Source organism: Segatella copri (genome assembly GCF_026015625.1).
Lineage (GTDB): Bacteria > Bacteroidota > Bacteroidia > Bacteroidales > Bacteroidaceae > Prevotella > Prevotella copri_H.
In genome coordinates this window covers 1,530,140-1,547,498 of sequence record NZ_JAPDVG010000001.1, presented here as the reverse complement: position 1 = coordinate 1,547,498, position 17,359 = coordinate 1,530,140, and the positions used below count along the sequence as shown (strand labels likewise).

The window sequence follows — 17,359 nt, the reverse complement described above, 5'->3', positions numbered from 1 at the left end:
TTTTATGGAAAACGAAAATATAGTTTTATATACGAAACTAAAAATACCGAAAAATGTTAAAAACTAGAAAGAGTAAATAATTAATTAACGATTTTAAGTTAACTGATTAAGAAATTTCTTATCTTTGCCCCCATGAAGAAGAAAACGATTTGGACCATAGCCATTATCATGGGCTTTTCGTTCCTTGCGCTGCTGTACTTGCAGCTCAGTTACATCCAGGAGATGGTAAACATGAAGAAGGAACAGTTTGACGAGTCGGTCAACAGAGCCCTGTATCAAGCTTCAAGAAATTTGGAGCTTAATGAAACTCTGCGCTATCTCGAAAAGAATGTCAACGAGACAGAACGTAAGGCCAATAAAGATAAGAACAAGGGAGCGGCAGTTTATTCAACTTTCGAGCTGAAGACAAATGCCACACATCCTGGCAATATGCCGAAGGCGATGATACTGCGTAGCGATAAGAATTCGCTGACAGAAACACAGAAGTCGCTTCAGGAAATCGTGAAGAACCGCTATGTCTATCAGAAAGCGTTGCTGGATGAGGTGGTATATTCTATCCTTTATTCGGCATCAGACAAGCCGCTGAAGGAGAGAATCAACTTCAAGCAGCTCGATCAGGACCTCAAGGCTGAGATGATGAATAATGGTATCAACATTCCTTATCATTTCACCGTGACTACCCAGGATGGACGAGAGGTTTACCGCTGTCCTGACTATACGGACGAGGGTGAGGAATACAGCTACTCACAGGTGCTCTTCCGCAACGACCCACAGTCGAAGATGGGCGTAGTAAGGGTGCATTTCCCGGATATGAACAGCTATATCTTCTCCAGTGTGCGCTTCATGATTCCTAGTGTCATCTTCACGCTGGTACTGCTGATTACCTTCATCTTTACCATTGTGGTTATCTTCAGACAAAAGAGATATACAGAGATAAAGAACGACTTCATCAATAATATGACCCACGAACTGAAGACGCCGATAGCCAGTATCAGTCTGGCAGCGCAGATGCTCAATGATACCTCGGTGGCAAAGAGTGAACAGATGCAGAAACATCTGGGTAACGTGATCAACGATGAATCGAAGCGTCTTCGTTTCCTGGTAGAAAAGGTATTGCAGATGAGTATGTTCGACCGCAAGAAGGCGGTGTTCAAGAAGAAAGAACTCGATCTGAACGAGATGGTTGAGAATATTGCCAATTCCTTCTCGCTCCGCGTTGAGCATACTGGCGGAAAGGTCTATACCGATATTGAGGCTATCGATTCGGGACTCTATGTTGATGAGGTACATTTCCAGAATGTCATCTTCAATCTGATGGACAATGCCGTGAAATACCGCAAGCCGGACGAGCCGCTTAACATTACGATGAAGACCTGGAATGATGAAGAGCATCTGTATCTCTCAATCACGGATACTGGTCTGGGTATGAAGAAGGAGAATCTGAAGAAGATATTCGACAAGTTCTACCGCGTACATACAGGCAATGTCCATGATGTGAAGGGATTCGGACTGGGACTGGCTTATGTCAAGAAGATAGTAGATCTTCATGATGGTGAAATCAAGGTAGACAGCGAATTGGGAAAGGGCACAACCTTTACCATCAAGTTGCCGGTGATTCACAGTTAAGACTTGAAGAAACAGAATAAAGAATTAAAAGAATATTAATAATTTTAAAGAATAAAGATATGGAAGAGAAAATTAAAATCTTGCTTTGCGAGGACGATGAAAATTTAGGTATGTTGCTTCGCGAATATTTGCAGGCAAAGGGATTTACTACAGTTCTGTGCCCTGATGGCGAGGTAGGTTATAAGGAATTCAATAAGAATAAGTTTGATATTGCAGTACTCGACGTGATGATGCCAAAGAAGGACGGCTTTACCCTGGCACAGGAAATTCGTCAGACCAATGCCGACCTCCCAATCATCTTCCTTACTGCCAAGACATTGAAGGAAGATATCCTTGAAGGTTTCAAGATTGGTGCTGATGATTATATCACCAAACCATTCTCTATGGAAGAATTGGTGTTCCGTGTAGAGGCTATTCTCCGCCGCGTACGTGGCAAGAAGAGCAAGGAGTCTACCATGTATCACATTGGTGACTTTACCTTCGATACACAGAAGCAGCTTCTTACCATTGGTGAAAAGCAGACCAAACTTACCACCAAGGAGAATGAACTTCTTGCTTTGCTCTGTGCTCACTCTAATGAAATTCTGCAGCGCGATTTTGCTCTGAAGACCATCTGGATTGATGACAATTACTTCAATGCACGCTCAATGGATGTTTATATCACCAAACTCCGTAAGCATTTGAAGGACGATCCTCAGATTGAAATCATCAATATCCATGGTAAGGGATACAAACTGATAGTTCCTAACGAAGATTAAATGATTCTGTAATTGGGAAAAGATTCCCAAAGATATAAAAAGGATAAGTCGATGATCGGCTTATCCTTTTTTTAATGAATATACAAATCCGGCTACTCCCGCCAGAATGAAAAAGAGGCCAGCGAAGAGTACGCTGTTTCCCTGAATGGAAAACGCAAAGCTGGCCACCATCAGCAGGACGCCTAAAACGATGAAAGCCATGCCCATAGATGGTAGGGTATGGAGCAGAGTAATCAGTTTCTTGTTCATTTTTGCCATATTCTTTACAATTTAGAGGTTGTTTTTATACTATTAACAATTATTTTGTGCAAAAGTACGAAAAATATTTGGTTAATTCAAGAAAAAGTCGTAATTTTGCACCGCAATTCGTGAAAAGGCTGTGTTTTCGCACACATTTTCCGGTTTGCATGAGAATTTTTATATTAATATTTAATCATTTAAAGTAGTATGAATCAATACGAAACCGTTTTCATTTTGACTCCCGTTTTGTCTGATGAACAGATGAAGGAAACGGTCGCTAAGTTCGAGAAGGTACTCACCGATAATGGTGCTGAGATTCTGAACAAAGAGGCTTGGGGTTTGAAGAAGTTGGCTTACAACATCGAGAAGAAGACATCAGGCTTCTACAGCTTGGTTGAGTTCAAGGCTGAGCCAACTGTTATCGCTAAACTCGAAACAGCTTATCGCCGCGACGAGAAAGTAATTCGTTACATGACTGTTAAACTTGACAAGTATGCTGCCGCTTACGCAGAGAAGCGTCGTGCAAAGCTTGGTAAAAAAGAGGAGGCTTAATCATGGCAGATCAGAAATCAGAAATCCGTTATTTGACTGCTCCTTCTATCGACACAAAGAAGAAGAAGTATTGCCGTTTCAAGAAGAGCGGTATTAAGTACATCGACTACAAGGATCCAGAGTTCTTGAAGAAGTTCTTGAACGAGCAGGGTAAAATCCTTCCACGTCGTATCACAGGTACATCTTTGAAGTATCAGCGCCGTGTAGCACAGGCTGTAAAGCGTGCTCGCCAGATCGCTTTGCTTCCTTACGTAACCGATTTGATGAAGTAATTTAAGGAGGATAAAGAAGAATGGAAATTATTTTGAAGCAAGATATTATCGGTCTTGGATATAAGAACGATATCGTAAATGTAAAGAGTGGTTATGGTCGTAACTTCCTTATCCCTACAGGTAAGGCTGTTATCGCATCTCCATCTGCTAAGAAGCAGTTGGCTGAGGATTTGAAGCAGCAGGCTCACAAGCTTGAGGCTATCAAGGCTGAGGCTGTTAAGAAGGGCGAGGCTCTCGAGGGCATCGTTCTTACTATCGCTGCTAAGGTGAGCGCTACTGGTCAGCTCTATGGCTCAGTTAACGCTGCAACTGTTGCTGAGGAACTCGCTAAGAAGGGCATCGAGGTTGATCGCAAGATCATCACTATGAAGGATGCTAAGAAGGTTGGTGAGTACGAGGCTACTGTACACTACCACAAGGAGGTTGAGGTTAAGGTTCCAGTTAACGTTGTTGCTGAGAACGCTCCTGTTGCAGCTCCTGCTGCTGAGGAGGCTCCAGTTGAGGCACCTGCTGAGGCTGCAGCTGAGGAAGAGGCTCCAGCAGCTGAATAATCCTAGCTCAATCAATTTGTATGAAGTACGATATTTTTCGCACTGTAAAGCAAATTAATATAAAGATCCCTTTTGCCGAAAGGCATTAGGGATTTTTTTTTGTGCCTGTTCCGCATTCAGAATGGAAAGTTTTTACCATTCTTGTAGTAATTTAGAATATATAACTTTATTTTTTGATATTCTCTGCTGATTCTCAGAATTTTATTGTACCTTTGCAGTCGAATTCAGAGAATTCATATTCATTACAGGAATATTAATTATAAACTAAAAAATATAAGGATAAAATGAAAGCATTTGTTTTCCCTGGACAGGGTTCTCAGTTCGTAGGTATGGGTAAGGATCTCTACGATAACAACGCATTGGCAAAAGAACTTTTTGATAAGGCCGACGAGATTCTCGGCTTCAAGATTACTGATATCATGTTCGCCGGAACCGACGATCAGTTGAAGGAAACCAAGGTTACCCAGCCTGCTGTATTCCTCCATTCTGTTATCTCTGCTCTTTGCCTGGGTGAGGAGTTCAAGCCAGCTATGGTTGCTGGTCACTCTCTCGGTGAGTTCTCTGCATTGGTTGCTGCCGGTGCTATGGCTTTCGAGGATGGTTTGAAACTTGTTGCTGCCCGTGCCAATGCTATGCAGAAGGCTTGCGAGGCTAACCCTGGTACTATGGCTGCCATCATCGGTTTGCCAGATGAGAAGGTTGAGGAAGTCTGCGCTGAGGTGAGCACAGAAGGCAACGTGGTAGTTGCTGCTAACTACAACTGCCCTGGTCAGCTCGTTATCTCTGGTAACGTAGATGCTATCAATGCTGCTTGCGAGAAACTGAAGGCTGCTGGTGCTAAGCGTGCATTGCCTTTGAAGGTTGGTGGTGCTTTCCACTCTCCATTGATGCAGCCAGCTAAGGATGAACTTCAGGCTGCCATCGAGAAGACTACATTCTCTGCTCCTAAGTGCCCGGTTTACCAGAATGTAGATGGTAAGCCTCATACTGATCCAGCTGAGATTCAGCAGAACCTCATCGCACAGCTTACAAGCTCTGTACGTTGGACTTCATCTGTACAGGCTATGATTGCTGATGGTGCTGATGACTTTACAGAGTGTGGTCCTGGCAAGGCATTGCAGGGCATGATTGGCCGCATCGACAAGAGTGTTGCCGCTCACGGTATTGCTTAATCAACAATGACACTATTCAACGTTTTATCTTTTCAGCAAAGGCGTTGTTGGAAAGGTAAAACGTTTCATTTTTTTTAGTAAAGCCGCTAAATGAAGGAAAAAGTTATTATATACCAGGTTCTCCCACGACTCTTCGGAAATCAGAATACAACCTGTAAGGAAAATGGTACCATCGAAGAAAATGGTTGCGGAAAGCTGAATAATTTCTCAGATGAAGTTCTGGCTCGCATCCACGATATGGGATTTACACATATTTGGTATACGGGTGTGATTCGTCATGCCACTCAGACAAACTACTCTTCTTATGGAATTCCTACTCAGCATGCAGAGGTAGTGAAGGGAAAAGCAGGTTCGCCATATGCTATTACCGACTACTATGATATCGATCCAGACTTGGCTGTGAATGTCAGTATGAGAATGAAAGAGTGGGAGCAGCTGATAGAGCGTACTCACAAGGCTGGTATGAAAGTAATCATGGATTTCGTTCCGAACCATGTAGCCCGAGAGTATCATTCCATTTGCAAACCAACAGGTGTACGGGATTTGGGAGAAGATGATGATCCGAACATGCACTTCTCTACTAGGAATAATTTCTATTATGCATGGGGCGATTTGGATTTGAATGAAATCCGTCGTTCCAAACCAGAGTTCAAGGCTTTTTCTGCGAAAGATGCCAAGATTTATGAACCCTATACCGAGAGTCCAGCCAAAGCTACAGGAAACGATCGGTTTGATAACCATCCTGGCTGTAACGACTGGTATGAGACCGTGAAACTCAATTACGGTGTAGATTACTGTGATGCAGGAGGCAGAAGCTATCATTATGAACCAGTGCCAAACACATGGGGTAAGATGACAGGTATCCTCCTCTTCTGGGCAAGCAAGGGTGTAGATGGCTTCCGCTGTGATATGGCAGAAATGGTGCCAACGGCCTTCTGGGCATACGCTACAGGAATATTGAAGGCGAAGTATCCTCATATCGTCGTTATCGGTGAGGTTTACGATCCTAACCAGTACCGCAACTTTGTAAAGGCTGGTTTCGATTATCTTTATGACAAAGTAGGAATGTATGATTGCCTGCGTGGCGTGGTTCGTGGTGAGCGTCCGGCAGCCAGTATCACTCACGAGTGGCAGGTAGTGGATGATATCCGCGATCACATGCTCTATTTCCTTGAGAATCATGATGAGCAGCGCATCGCCAGCGATTTCTTCTGTGGCTCAGCCATGAAGGCGATTCCTGCTGCAGCCATGAGTCTCTTCTTCCAGAAGAATCCTTTCATGCTTTACAGCGGTCAGGAATTCGGCGAGAAGGGAATGGATAAGGAAGGATTCAGCGGCACGGATGGCCGTACCACGATATTCGACTATTGGAGTCCGGAAACTCTGGCGCATGCCTATCAGGATTCATCTGACTCGGCATTGAGTCAGGAGCAGAAATATCTGGCAGCCACTTATCGCCAGCTTCTTCGCTTCGCCAATGAAGAGAAAGCCATCCGCGAGGGTGAGACCTTCGATTTGATGTATGTGAATCCGGGTTCTGAGAATTTCGATCCCCGTACCAATTTCGCCTTCCTTCGCAAGAAGGATGATGAAGCCATGCTCATCGTACTTAACTTTGCTCAGGAGGCGCGCCAGTTGCAGGTTTGCATCCCTGGTCATGCTTTCGATTTCTTCCATATTGCTGAAGAGGAGGTGCTGGTAACAGAACTGTTCTCGGGTGGTAAGAAGAAGGTTGAATTGAAGAAGGATGGCGTGTTCCCGATATCAATGGATGCTAACGGAGTAAGAATCTATAAATTCAATGTCAAGATGGAGGAAAGTGATATCATATTGAATGAGCATCATAAGGAGGAGTTCCCTCCTGCTCATACGGCTGAGCATCTGCTCAATCAGTTGATGGTTCGCATGTTTGGCTGCGATCGCAGCAAGAATGCTCATATTGAGCGAAAGAAGAGTAAGATGACCTTCGTAGTCGATCACAAGCCTACCCGTCAGGAGGAAAAGGCGATTGAGACGGAGATGAATCGCCTGATAGAGCTTGATATGCCTGTTACTTACGAGTTTGTGGATCGTGACCACATTCCGGCTAACGTCAAGTTAGACCGTCTGCCGGATGATGCGAGCGAGACCTTGCGTCTGGTTCGTATCGGTGATTATGATGTTTGTCCATGTATCGGCAAGCATGTCCGTTCTACAGCCCAGATTGGCAAGTTCGTATTGCTTGGTACCAATTGGGATGAGCATGCGCATTCTTTGCGTATCCGCTTCAAGATTGTTCAGTAAATAAAATAAGCAGCAATGGAGTAGTAGCCATTGCTGCTTTTTTCTTTTATAATTACTGCTTTCTTCTTTCCTTTTCTTTCGTGCACATAAAAGTTTTTTCTCGAAAAAAGTATCAAAGTCTCATTATTTGTGGCTAAAACCGATGTATATGATTGATATGTAATGGTTTATAAAAATGAGACTTTTTGTTTATTTTACAAAGAAGTATCATAGAAGTATCATAAATTCAATAGAAGTATCATAAAATTCAGGTAAGTGGCTTGCAAAAAAGTCTTTTTTGAGGATTTATGTCTAGAAATACAGGCACAAAAACTAAAAAATGTCTAGTATTTCAGTTTTATAGAATTGATAATGTCTACTATTTCCGTTTTATAAAACTGATAGTGTGTCTACCTTTCTAGTTTATAAAGTATGCCAATATTAACCAGGAATAAGATGGAAAACAGATAACTGTAGTTAGGAATAAGCACATAGGTTGGTCTCTTAGTGCCCGTCACACGGTCACTAAGGGATCAAGTGACGGGCATCGGTAGACCAAGTGTTGGGTACTCATTGCCCGTGCTGCGGGCATTGAGTGCCCGTTTCATGGGGTGATTTTTGGGCACTAATTTGAGCAAGCAAATTGTAGTTTTTCTATATTTAGTTGACTATAATTTCGTGTTTTTTTATGATGCATCATGGTGATTTAATGATACTTCTATTGAATTTATGATACTTCTATGATACTTCTTTGTAAATATATTTGGAAGTATCATTTTGTAATCCGTTACGTATCAGTGATATACTTGTAAATAATGATACTTTGAGACTTTTTTCAAGAAAAAACATTTATGTGCGAGGATAAAGGGATGGGCGAATCTGCGTCATTTGTAAGCGACTCCGCATGTCATTTTCCTGTAAAATGCAGAAAGATAGAAAATAATCTCCAGAAAGCTTGCAAGTCTCATTCCTTTTTCTTATATTTGCAACCGTAAATATCAGTATATTGAAGATAAAGGCTTATATAATGGATAAATATCATTATAATGATAGATAAACAAATAGAAGATTATGGCAGATTTATATGAATATTCTACTCCTGAGTTGGTACGTTTACTGGGAGTAAGATTCAAGGAATATAGAATGAGATGCAATCTCACCCAGAAAGAGGTTGCCGAGCTTACTGGGCTTGGCTTGACCACCATCCACAAGTTTGAGAATGGTACAGCGGGCAATCTTTCGCTTTCCACTTTTCTCCTCTTGCTGAAGGTGGTGGGGCAGATTGATGCCATCAATGATGTGCTTCCAGAACTTCCTCCATCTCCTTATCTGATGAGAAAGGATGAGAAGAAAGCACAGAGAATTCGTCATACTAAATTATAACTGGCTATGGTAAATACTTTGAGAGTAATGCTTTGGGACGAAGAGATTGGTCGCTTGGCATGGGATAATCGCCGCAGGTTATCGTACTTTACATATAATCCTGAGTTCTTGAAGAAGGGAATTGATGTTTCTCCTCTTCAAGCTCCTGTGCGTGGTATTCGTGCAATGACACCCGTGTGGGGAGAGGATGCCAAAATGTACCAGAAACTTCCTGCATTTCTAGCAGATTCGTTGCCGGATGCCTGGGGTAATCAGCTTTTCGAGCTTTGGCGAATTCAAAATCATATTCCAAATGCTGATATAACTCCGTTGGATAAACTTTCTTTTATCGGTAAGCGAGGCATGGGTGCATTGGAATTCTTACCAGAGGTGGCAAAGACGGATAAGGCAGAAATGATAGATGTCAAGTCGTTGGCAGACTTGGCTGAGCGCATTTTCATCGAGCGTGAAAATGCTCACATCATGCCAGAGGAATCTATCACTATGCAGTCCTTGCTTACGGTGGGAACATCGGCTGGTGGACGCCAACCTAAGGCTATCATTGCCATCAATAAAGCTACTGGGGAGATACGAAGCGGTCAGGTGGCTGGGCTTCAGGATTATGATTATTATATATTGAAATTTGGCGATACGAAATACAGTTCTGCAGAGATAGAGATGACCTATTATGAGATGGCCATCAAGTCGGGAATAGATATGATGCCATCCAGACTATATGAGATTGATGGAAACCGGAATTTCATAACGAAGCGTTTCGATCGTGATGGTGAGCGGAAATTGCATACGCAGACTCTTGCTGCGATTTCTCCGGAAACCGATAGCTATGAGGGACTTATTGCTGTCTGTAGAAAATTACATTTGCCGGAGACTGATTGCCAGGAAGTATTTCGCAGACTTGTGTTCAATGTCCTTTCCAACAATACGGATGACCATACAAAGAATTTCTCTTTTGTGATGGACGAGGCGGGGATTTGGCGTTTGTCACCAGCCTATGACCTCACTTATATTATAGATACAGGAGGCTATTTACCTAATACGGGTCATTGTATGTATGTAAGGTCTAAGCTGCATCATATTTCTTACGATGATGCCATTCAGTTTGCCAAGGACAAGGGCATTCGGCGTGCTGATGCAATCATTAGGGAAGTAGCTGATTCTCTGCGGCAATTCCGTGACATAGCCAAGCGAAATGAGGTTCAGGACAGATGGATCAGTTCCATAGAGTCAGCGATAAATGTTCATCTCGTATCATGGGGGTTGGAGGATAAAGACAACAGTTCTGCTTCTTTTGAGATAGATGGCAAAAGTTGTACTGATGTTCGCATAGAGCAGGCTTACAAGGGCAACTTCCATTTGTATGCAAGCATAGATGGGCGAGAATGTAAGTTTATTATCGGAAAGAACAAGCCCGAATATGCTACGATTCAAGAGACGGGATTGTCGAATCTTCCGGAGACGATGCTCAGAAATTTGGTTGCGAAATATCTGCTGAGATAGAAGATATTTGATTTAAAATAGAAAAAGCAAAGAAATCCACTTTGCTTTTTCTATTTTCCTTCTAAAAAGTTTGTATAATCAAAGATTATTCGTATTTTTGCACCGTCAGTCCCCCACCAAGCCTCTCAACGATGCTCAAATGCGTGGGGTGTTTTTGTATATATATGTTCACTCTCAAAATACTCCAATGGAAAGATTACCGCACTTCACGAAAAAATAGATGAAGGGGGATTATCCTTGCCTATTTTAAGAAATTGACAGACAAGAAGAACTCCAAGTTGCAGCACGTCTTTAAGCACTTCGCATCTTTACACAAGACAAGGGTACCTTTGGGGAGATAAACGTGGACTTGTGCAACAGATTTCGTGAGTATTTGTTTACGGCACCGCAAAGACTGTACTAGAATAGATTTCTATATATCAACTCGGCGGCTAACTACAGGGAGGAGATGCCATGTCCTCTTGCTTAACAGATATTATTCTATTTTTTGAACGCTCCAGCCAACAATGGCAGAAGGAAAACTGCAACTCCTATTAGAGAGAAAAGAACAACGCCAACTCCTATAACCGCTAGGGCAGCGACAGTATAAGTAATAATCTTTTTCCACATATTTTTTATTGTTCGTCCCAAATACCAAAACGCTCATAGAACTCGTCTTCTGATAGTATCTCGACAGAACCTCCATTAGCAAGTAACTCCTCACATTTTATTTGTTTGCTGCTTTTCCCATCAGTTGTAAGATTGCTCGCTTTTTGGACTCCCTCAACAAGAATATCTACAGATTTCTTGAAACTATCAATAGAATGACCACCAATATTGTCAATCAAGGCTCTCATTTTTTCTCTATTGCCATACTTCATCTCGCCAGTAAACAACACTTCTTTACCATAGAAATAGTTGTCCTCGTCAAAATTGTCGGGATTGGCAGTATTGGAGTATTTTTTTGTTTTTCCAATATTTGTTGCTATACTTTTCTGTCCATTATGCAAACCTCCATTATAAAAGCCGTGCCTTATATTGATTTTGTGTTCAAGCCCTTCAAAAGAATCGACCTGAAGTTTATCCAAACATTTCAACATAACTTTTGCACAGGCATCAGCATCTGACTCTGCACGATGGATCTGCTCAAATGGAATACCTAAAGATTTGCATAGAGGCTCCAAGGAATATTTTAAGAGAGAGAATGCTTTTTGTGCAACTCTTAAGCTACAGAAGTAATTGAGGTTGGGCAATGGAATATTATTTTTAGTCAAAGCCTCTGCTATTGCAAACATATCGAAGGCCGTATTATGTGCTACGATAGTTTGATTCTCAATGTAAGGTTGAATCTCTTTCCATACTTCTGCAAGAGTTGGTTTGTCTTGAGTATCTGAAGGAGTGATGCCATGAATGCCTATATTTCTGTTCCAATACACGTTACCATCTGGCTTAATAAGCCAACTTTTAGATTCTTTTATTTCAGAATCCTTAACCACAGCAATTCCTATCTCACATATGGAACTGCGTTTGCCTGTTGCTGTTTCTATGTCTAATGCAACGAAAGAAAAACTTGCCATAATTATACACAGTTAAAGAGTTTCTATAAATTCACAAAGCTCAATAGATTGGCTACTACTATTGCCACCTTTAAACGATTTTATTTTAGTTAAATTGACTTCATTATTTTTGAAGGCATTAACGTCTATCATATCTTTCTTAATATCAACCTCTGTGTCTATCCAATTTTCGTCAATACGACAGATAGAGGCCTCAATCTGTCCTTTTGCCATAAAAATATGGGCGAAAGGTTGATCTTTTTTAGGGAGATAGCCAATGATGTTTCCTTCAAGGTAGAAAGCCAAAGCGTTTGGGTCGTATTCATTTGTTGGCTCTGGTTTTAGGATGACAGTTACTCCCTCTTTTATAGAAGACTTAAGCTCCTCATAATTGTCACGGTATTGAATACCAACGATGTTGAGATTCATTTTGCCATCCATAATAGTCTTTCTGCGATAGTCAAATTCTACTGGGTCAACAAGATAGCTCATTTCGTAATGGACTAAAGCGTTTGTTGCTCCATCATCAGATGTCTCTTTGGTATCTTCGGCAGGGATAATAAAGAGTTCAGCTTGTATATCAGTAACATCGTCACAATTGAATTTTAAGAATCCTGCTGCACCCAATCTGTGGTCAAGATAATCAGCAATTTCTTTGCTTTTGAAAGAATAAACCTCTTCAAGATTATTCTCATCAAGAAGATGAATCGTAGCCCCTTCTGCACGAGCAACATAACAAGATGCTGTTCCTGCTAATTGCTTGCCTAAATGATCGTGAACGAAGTGCAAAGTATCTAAGGCTCCAAATAAATGGACATTAAATTCTTTCTTGGGTAATGCATCTTCATCTTCTAGCTTGTTGTCCTTGCAACTATCTTTTGCCTTATTAAGGTATTCTTGATTATAGAACAATGTCCACACGCCAAGTTCAATGTCGCCCGTATCTATATCACGAGACATTATTATGCTGCAACCATCAATATCCCAACTAAAACTATCATAGTAGCTATCAAATTTTCCACGGAACTTTGTTGCAGCAGCAGTATTTGTATAATTGCCGTTATGAACTAAATCTCGTTCTATCAAATAGTAAATGTCAAAGGCATCGTCCCATGTATATGGACACTTGAAGAAGAAATTGGTAGCGGAGTTTCCAATCACTTTTGCTTTTACTGAAGAGAAGTAAACGTTGTGGATATGGTTGTTTGTGAAAATTCTGATTATATTCTTTTCATTATACTCGCATTCTCCTTCTATCCATAGCTCATTAGGCGATGATTTTAAGTCTATGCCAAAGAAGTTTTCCCAACTTGTCATGTTATTGTTATGAGCAGATTGAGACATAGAATTAGTGACTTGCAGCTCATGGTCTTCCTTATAGTTGCTGTTGATGTCGTTGGATGATTGAACTGTTGAATCTCCAAATAATTTCTTGAAAAATCCCATACTTTTATATTTTTATGAATATAGTTATTATTGCTTAATTATCAGGCTGAAACCCACTCTTATAGTCTACATCTATCCATTTTGTCTTTGGAAAATATGTTTTTATATTGTCTCTTGTTATGCGAATTGTGTCACTGCCACCACCCATGTAGTCTATGGTAACCATATGTGGAAAAGGTGTCGGTTTCTTACCAGATATATGATAAATACCAAAATGTCTTTTGTATGATTTTTTCGTCTCAAATGGACCAGTTGCTTGAATTAGTTGATATTTTGAAAACTTTGTATTGGCATTTACGCCACCAACAATGTCATCGCAAATTGCATCTCCGACTTGATTGACAGGACAGAAATGTACATTAACATATTTCAAGTTTCTCTCACTTGTAACCTTGAACTTCACCTCAAGTTGAAGTTGGCTAAAATCATATATGTTAGCCACGAAAAATTTAAATTCTGAAAACTGAATTTGTGCACTAACATTCAAACTTACTGCAATAGCTATGAAAGCTAACATAATTTTCTTTTTCATATTTCCATTTTTAAAGGGTTGTTGTATATGTTTATTAAGTACATATGGCTATGTTTATATTCGCTTATGTATACATAAAAAGCGTGGAGCCAGTCTTGTCACTCGTTCCACGCTATAAAGGCTCTCGCATTGCCCGACAAGTCGAAACGAGCAACGCCGAAAGCCCCACGCGAGTGTAAGAATATAGAATGCACTCATGACAACGAACGGCAAAATCGTTCGAAGCCAATAAGGGCTGTATATAATACACCTCATGAGGCGTTCTTTGTTGCTTTGTTCTTGACTTGTCGTTGAATTTGCGAGATTCTTATAGCGTCAAAACCAAAGCGTACAAAAACGCCTTTTACCATATGTATGTCTGCCCAACCTCTGCCCATTCGGGCTTTTCGGTATTGGTATAGACGTTACAAAGGTAACACTTTTATCTTGAAAACCACTTTGTTCGGCTGGAAAAATTTGATTTTATGGTCTGATTTAACACTATTAAATACAAATATATCAAAGAAATTTACTTTTGCGTGAATTTTCTTGTTCAAAAGTTTGTATTATCAATAATTATTCGTATCTTTGCAGCAACAGAATCCGCCACGCTTCCCATTTGAACAGCGAACCAGGGCGGGTCTTTTGCTTTTTATGGGTACATTAAGATTATACACTAAGCAGGCTCTTTCTATTTCGGAACAAATAGAACTACTAAAAAGTAGAGGCTTAAATATTGCTGATTCATCCAAGGCTGTAAAATTTCTTGGTGAGGTCAGCTATTTTCGTTTTGTTCAATACCTTCGTCCTATGGAGGAAGACAAAACTACACATCAGTTTAAGCCTAATAGTAGATTTGAAGATGCCGTAGCTCTCTATAACTTTGATATAGAGTTGAGAGATTTGATGTTCAAGGCTGTTCAACGATTAGAGATTGCTTTGCGCACAAAGATTATACAAGAGTTCTCTTTGGCACATGGACCATTTTGGTTCTTTGATACAAGCCTTGCTGACGATGAGCACAAGTTTATTGAGAATATGAACTCCATAGACCGAGAGCTTCAGCGTTGTAAAGAGGACTTTATCAAGGAACATAGGCGCAACTATGACAAGCCGATATTCCCTCCTGCATGGAAAACGCTTGAACTGGCATCTTTCGGTACGCTTTCAAAACTCTATTACAATTTCGGTGACAAGAAGTTGAAGAAGCGTGTAGCTCGTCAGTTCAATCTTCCACAGCATGAGGTGTTGGAAAGTTGGATGCGTAGTGTAACTGTCCTAAGAAACTGTTGCGCTCATCACTCACGACTTTGGAATCGTTATCTCTCCAATGCTCCACAAATGAATGCCTCTTTGCGTGGTGCATGGGTGAACATAGAAGGTGTTGATGCGAACAAAGTATATGCTATAGCCTGTTGTATTGCATATTGGCTTGATTCTATGGGATATGGATTGGACTTCAAGAATGAGCTCAAATCCTTACTCGTTTCTTATCCACAGGTAGATCCTGCAGCAATGGGATTCCCTGAAAATTGGATTTCCGAGCCCCTATGGAGATAACTTTATAGATAAAATACAAGTAAGCTTATGCTTAGTAAAAACTTGCAGGAAACATTATAAATGAAAAACAGCCAACTTTCAAATATGCTATTGAAGGTTGGCTGTTTTTTCTTGCTCAAAAGTTTGTATTATCAAAGATTATTCGTATCTTTGCAGCGCGAGAACCCGCCAAGCCTCTCAACGATGCTCAAATGTGCGGGTCGTTTTTTAAGGCCGTTACCGCCCCATTTCAAGCATATTTTGTTGAATTGCGGTTCTATTTTTGCAGTGATATATTGTTAATAATCAGAAAAATGCTTGTTTTCTGAAATATTATCTGTATCTTTGTACATTAATTATTAAGAGTAAGATTATGGCTTCAAAGAGATATCCTTTGGGAATACAAACGTTCTCCGAAATCGTGAAGGGGAATTACTTCTATGCTGACAAGACGGCTATCGTCTATCAGTTGGCTCATTATGCCAAGTTTCATTTTCTGAGTCGCCCACGCCGATTCGGAAAATCCTTGTTTGTATCTACTCTAAAGGCTTACTTTGAAGGTAAGAAAGAACTGTTCAAGGGACTTGCCATCGAAAAGATGGAGAAGGAGTGGACGGCATATCCTGTCATCCACCTGGATTTGAGCTGTGGTAAGTATTATAGCTTGGAGAATACATATTCAATTCTAAACGGAATACTAGAAGTAGAAGAGAAAAAATATGGTTTAAAAGTTAATCCAATAGATGAGAAGTCTTTTGGAGGTCGTCTTAAGAACATCTTGCTTGCAGCAGCTGCTCAAACAGGTAAACAAGTTGTTGTTCTCATAGACGAATATGATGCTCCTATGCATGATTCTGTCAGTGACGAAGACTTACAGAAGACCATCCGCAACATCATGCGAGATTTCTTCAGCCCTTTGAAGCAACAAGAGGGAAACATTCGCTTTGTATTCATCACAGGCATTTCCAAGTTTAGTCAGCTCAGCATCTTTAGTGAATTGAACAATCTCAAGATTCTCACGTTGAAGGATGAATACAGTAGCTGTTGTGGTATAACCAAGAGTGAATTGACTCAGTATTTCCGTGAGGGTATCGAGGAGATGGCTGAACATAATGGGCTTACTTATGAGGAGACCTTAGAGCAACTCAAGCAGCATTATGATGGCTACCACTTCAGTATCAATAGCGAGGATATCTTCAATCCTTACAGCATTATCAATGCTTTGGACGATAAGGAGTTTAATAGCTATTGGTTTACATCTGGTACGCCTACGTTCCTGATAGAACTGATGCAGCAGAAGAATTTGGATATGATGGACTTAAATGATATCTGGGCTAGAGCTAAACGCTTCGATGTTCCTACTGAGACGATTACTGACCCTGTGCCAGTCCTTTTCCAAAGTGGGTATCTTACGATTAAGGGATATGACAAGCAGTTAGGTATGTATTACCTTAGTTTTCCTAATCAAGAAGTTAGACAAGGTTTTTCGGAAAGCCTTTGCCAATATTATACCCCTTCAGAGGTAGGCGAACTTGATGCTATCGTATATGCTTATAAAAAGAATGTGCTCATCAATGACGACATGGGAGCCTTTATGCCTCATTTGAAGGCATTCTATGATAAGTTCCCATATACGATTATCAACAATAATGAGCGTCACTATCAAGCCGTGATATTCACCATCTTCACCATGCTTGGCGAAGATGTGAAGGTGGAGCATACCACTTCGGATGGAAGAATAGACCTTGTGCTCAAGACGGATAAGAGTATCTTTATCTTTGAGTTGAAATATAAGAAGTCTGCCGACATCGCCATGGCGCAAATCAGCGACAAGGACTATGCCAAGGCTTTTGCCGATGATGGGCGAAAGGTTGTGAAAGTGGGTATTAACTTCTCGGAAAACCAGCGAAGTATAGAGGATTGGGTGATAGAATAAATGAAATAGAAGAAAGTTGGTGACCTTCATCAGGTGTATATCACCACACTATTATAGATAAAAATATAACTGAACAGGG

The 17,359-nt window shown here is 40.8% G+C and carries 15 protein-coding genes; 11 read left to right on the top strand and 4 right to left on the bottom strand.

Translation table 11 applies throughout. The features are described 5' to 3' along the window. Positions 1–132: 132 nt before the first annotated feature. Entirely contained in the window at positions 133–1,626 is a 1,494-nt protein-coding gene (locus ONT19_RS06965) for a sensor histidine kinase (RefSeq protein WP_022121908.1), read from the top strand. Positions 1,627–1,685: 59 nt separating this feature from the next. Continuing rightward, positions 1,686–2,384, top strand: coding sequence for a response regulator transcription factor RprY (gene rprY / locus ONT19_RS06960; RefSeq protein WP_006847396.1), 699 nt, complete (start codon positions 1,686–1,688; stop codon positions 2,382–2,384). Positions 2,385–2,444: 60 nt separating this feature from the next. On the opposite strand, the gene ONT19_RS06955 is transcribed toward rprY, so the two are convergent. Next, positions 2,445–2,642, bottom strand: a complete 198-nt coding sequence (locus tag ONT19_RS06955) for a hypothetical protein (RefSeq protein WP_118139066.1) — start codon at positions 2,640–2,642, stop codon at positions 2,445–2,447. Between the two features lie 189 nt (positions 2,643–2,831). Here ONT19_RS06955 and rpsF point away from each other — a divergent pair, with 189 nt between their 5' ends. From rpsF to ONT19_RS06920, 7 genes are all read left to right on the top strand, one after another. Then, positions 2,832–3,176, top strand: coding sequence for a 30S ribosomal protein S6 (rpsF, locus tag ONT19_RS06950; protein WP_006847398.1), 345 nt, complete (start codon positions 2,832–2,834; stop codon positions 3,174–3,176). A 2-nt stretch (positions 3,177–3,178) separates the two neighbouring features. Next, positions 3,179–3,448, top strand: a complete 270-nt coding sequence (rpsR, locus tag ONT19_RS06945) for a 30S ribosomal protein S18 (protein WP_006847399.1) — start codon at positions 3,179–3,181, stop codon at positions 3,446–3,448. A gap of 20 nt (positions 3,449–3,468) precedes the next feature. Then, on the top strand, positions 3,469–3,999 hold the full coding sequence (gene rplI, locus ONT19_RS06940) for a 50S ribosomal protein L9 (protein ID WP_006847400.1): 531 nt from the start codon (positions 3,469–3,471) through the stop codon (positions 3,997–3,999). Positions 4,000–4,283: 284 nt separating this feature from the next. Next, positions 4,284–5,171 (top strand): ACP S-malonyltransferase, encoded by an 888-nt coding sequence (gene fabD / locus ONT19_RS06935; RefSeq protein ID WP_264952854.1) that lies wholly within the window; start codon positions 4,284–4,286, stop codon positions 5,169–5,171. 90 nt (positions 5,172–5,261) lie between these two features. Beyond that, positions 5,262–7,454, top strand: coding sequence for an alpha-amylase family glycosyl hydrolase (locus tag ONT19_RS06930; RefSeq protein WP_117692268.1), 2,193 nt, complete (start codon positions 5,262–5,264; stop codon positions 7,452–7,454). A 1,050-nt stretch (positions 7,455–8,504) separates the two neighbouring features. Beyond that, positions 8,505–8,816, top strand: coding sequence for a helix-turn-helix domain-containing protein (locus ONT19_RS06925; protein WP_264952855.1), 312 nt, complete (start codon positions 8,505–8,507; stop codon positions 8,814–8,816). 6 nt (positions 8,817–8,822) lie between these two features. Further along, positions 8,823–10,313, top strand: coding sequence for a type II toxin-antitoxin system HipA family toxin (locus tag ONT19_RS06920; protein ID WP_264952856.1), 1,491 nt, complete (start codon positions 8,823–8,825; stop codon positions 10,311–10,313). Between the two features lie 614 nt (positions 10,314–10,927). On the opposite strand, the gene ONT19_RS06915 is transcribed toward ONT19_RS06920, so the two are convergent. The 3 genes from ONT19_RS06915 to ONT19_RS06905 are packed head-to-tail and all read right to left on the bottom strand — an operon-like array spanning position 10,928 to position 13,826. Next, positions 10,928–11,869 (bottom strand): exonuclease domain-containing protein, encoded by a 942-nt coding sequence (locus tag ONT19_RS06915; RefSeq protein ID WP_089545256.1) that lies wholly within the window; start codon positions 11,867–11,869, stop codon positions 10,928–10,930. Between the two features lie 12 nt (positions 11,870–11,881). Then, positions 11,882–13,294: an HIRAN domain-containing protein gene (locus ONT19_RS06910; RefSeq protein WP_153081199.1), complete on the bottom strand. Its 1,413-nt coding sequence runs from the start codon at positions 13,292–13,294 to the stop codon at positions 11,882–11,884. Positions 13,295–13,328: 34 nt separating this feature from the next. Continuing rightward, positions 13,329–13,826, bottom strand: coding sequence for a hypothetical protein (locus ONT19_RS06905; RefSeq protein ID WP_089545254.1), 498 nt, complete (start codon positions 13,824–13,826; stop codon positions 13,329–13,331). A gap of 789 nt (positions 13,827–14,615) precedes the next feature. Here ONT19_RS06905 and ONT19_RS06900 point away from each other — a divergent pair. Both ONT19_RS06900 and ONT19_RS06895 read left to right on the top strand, forming a co-directional pair. Continuing rightward, positions 14,616–15,365, top strand: coding sequence for an Abi family protein (locus ONT19_RS06900; RefSeq protein ID WP_229775085.1), 750 nt, complete (start codon positions 14,616–14,618; stop codon positions 15,363–15,365). A 352-nt stretch (positions 15,366–15,717) separates the two neighbouring features. Next, entirely contained in the window at positions 15,718–17,280 is a 1,563-nt protein-coding gene (locus tag ONT19_RS06895) for an ATP-binding protein (protein ID WP_264952857.1), read from the top strand. Positions 17,281–17,359: the final 79 nt, after the last annotated feature.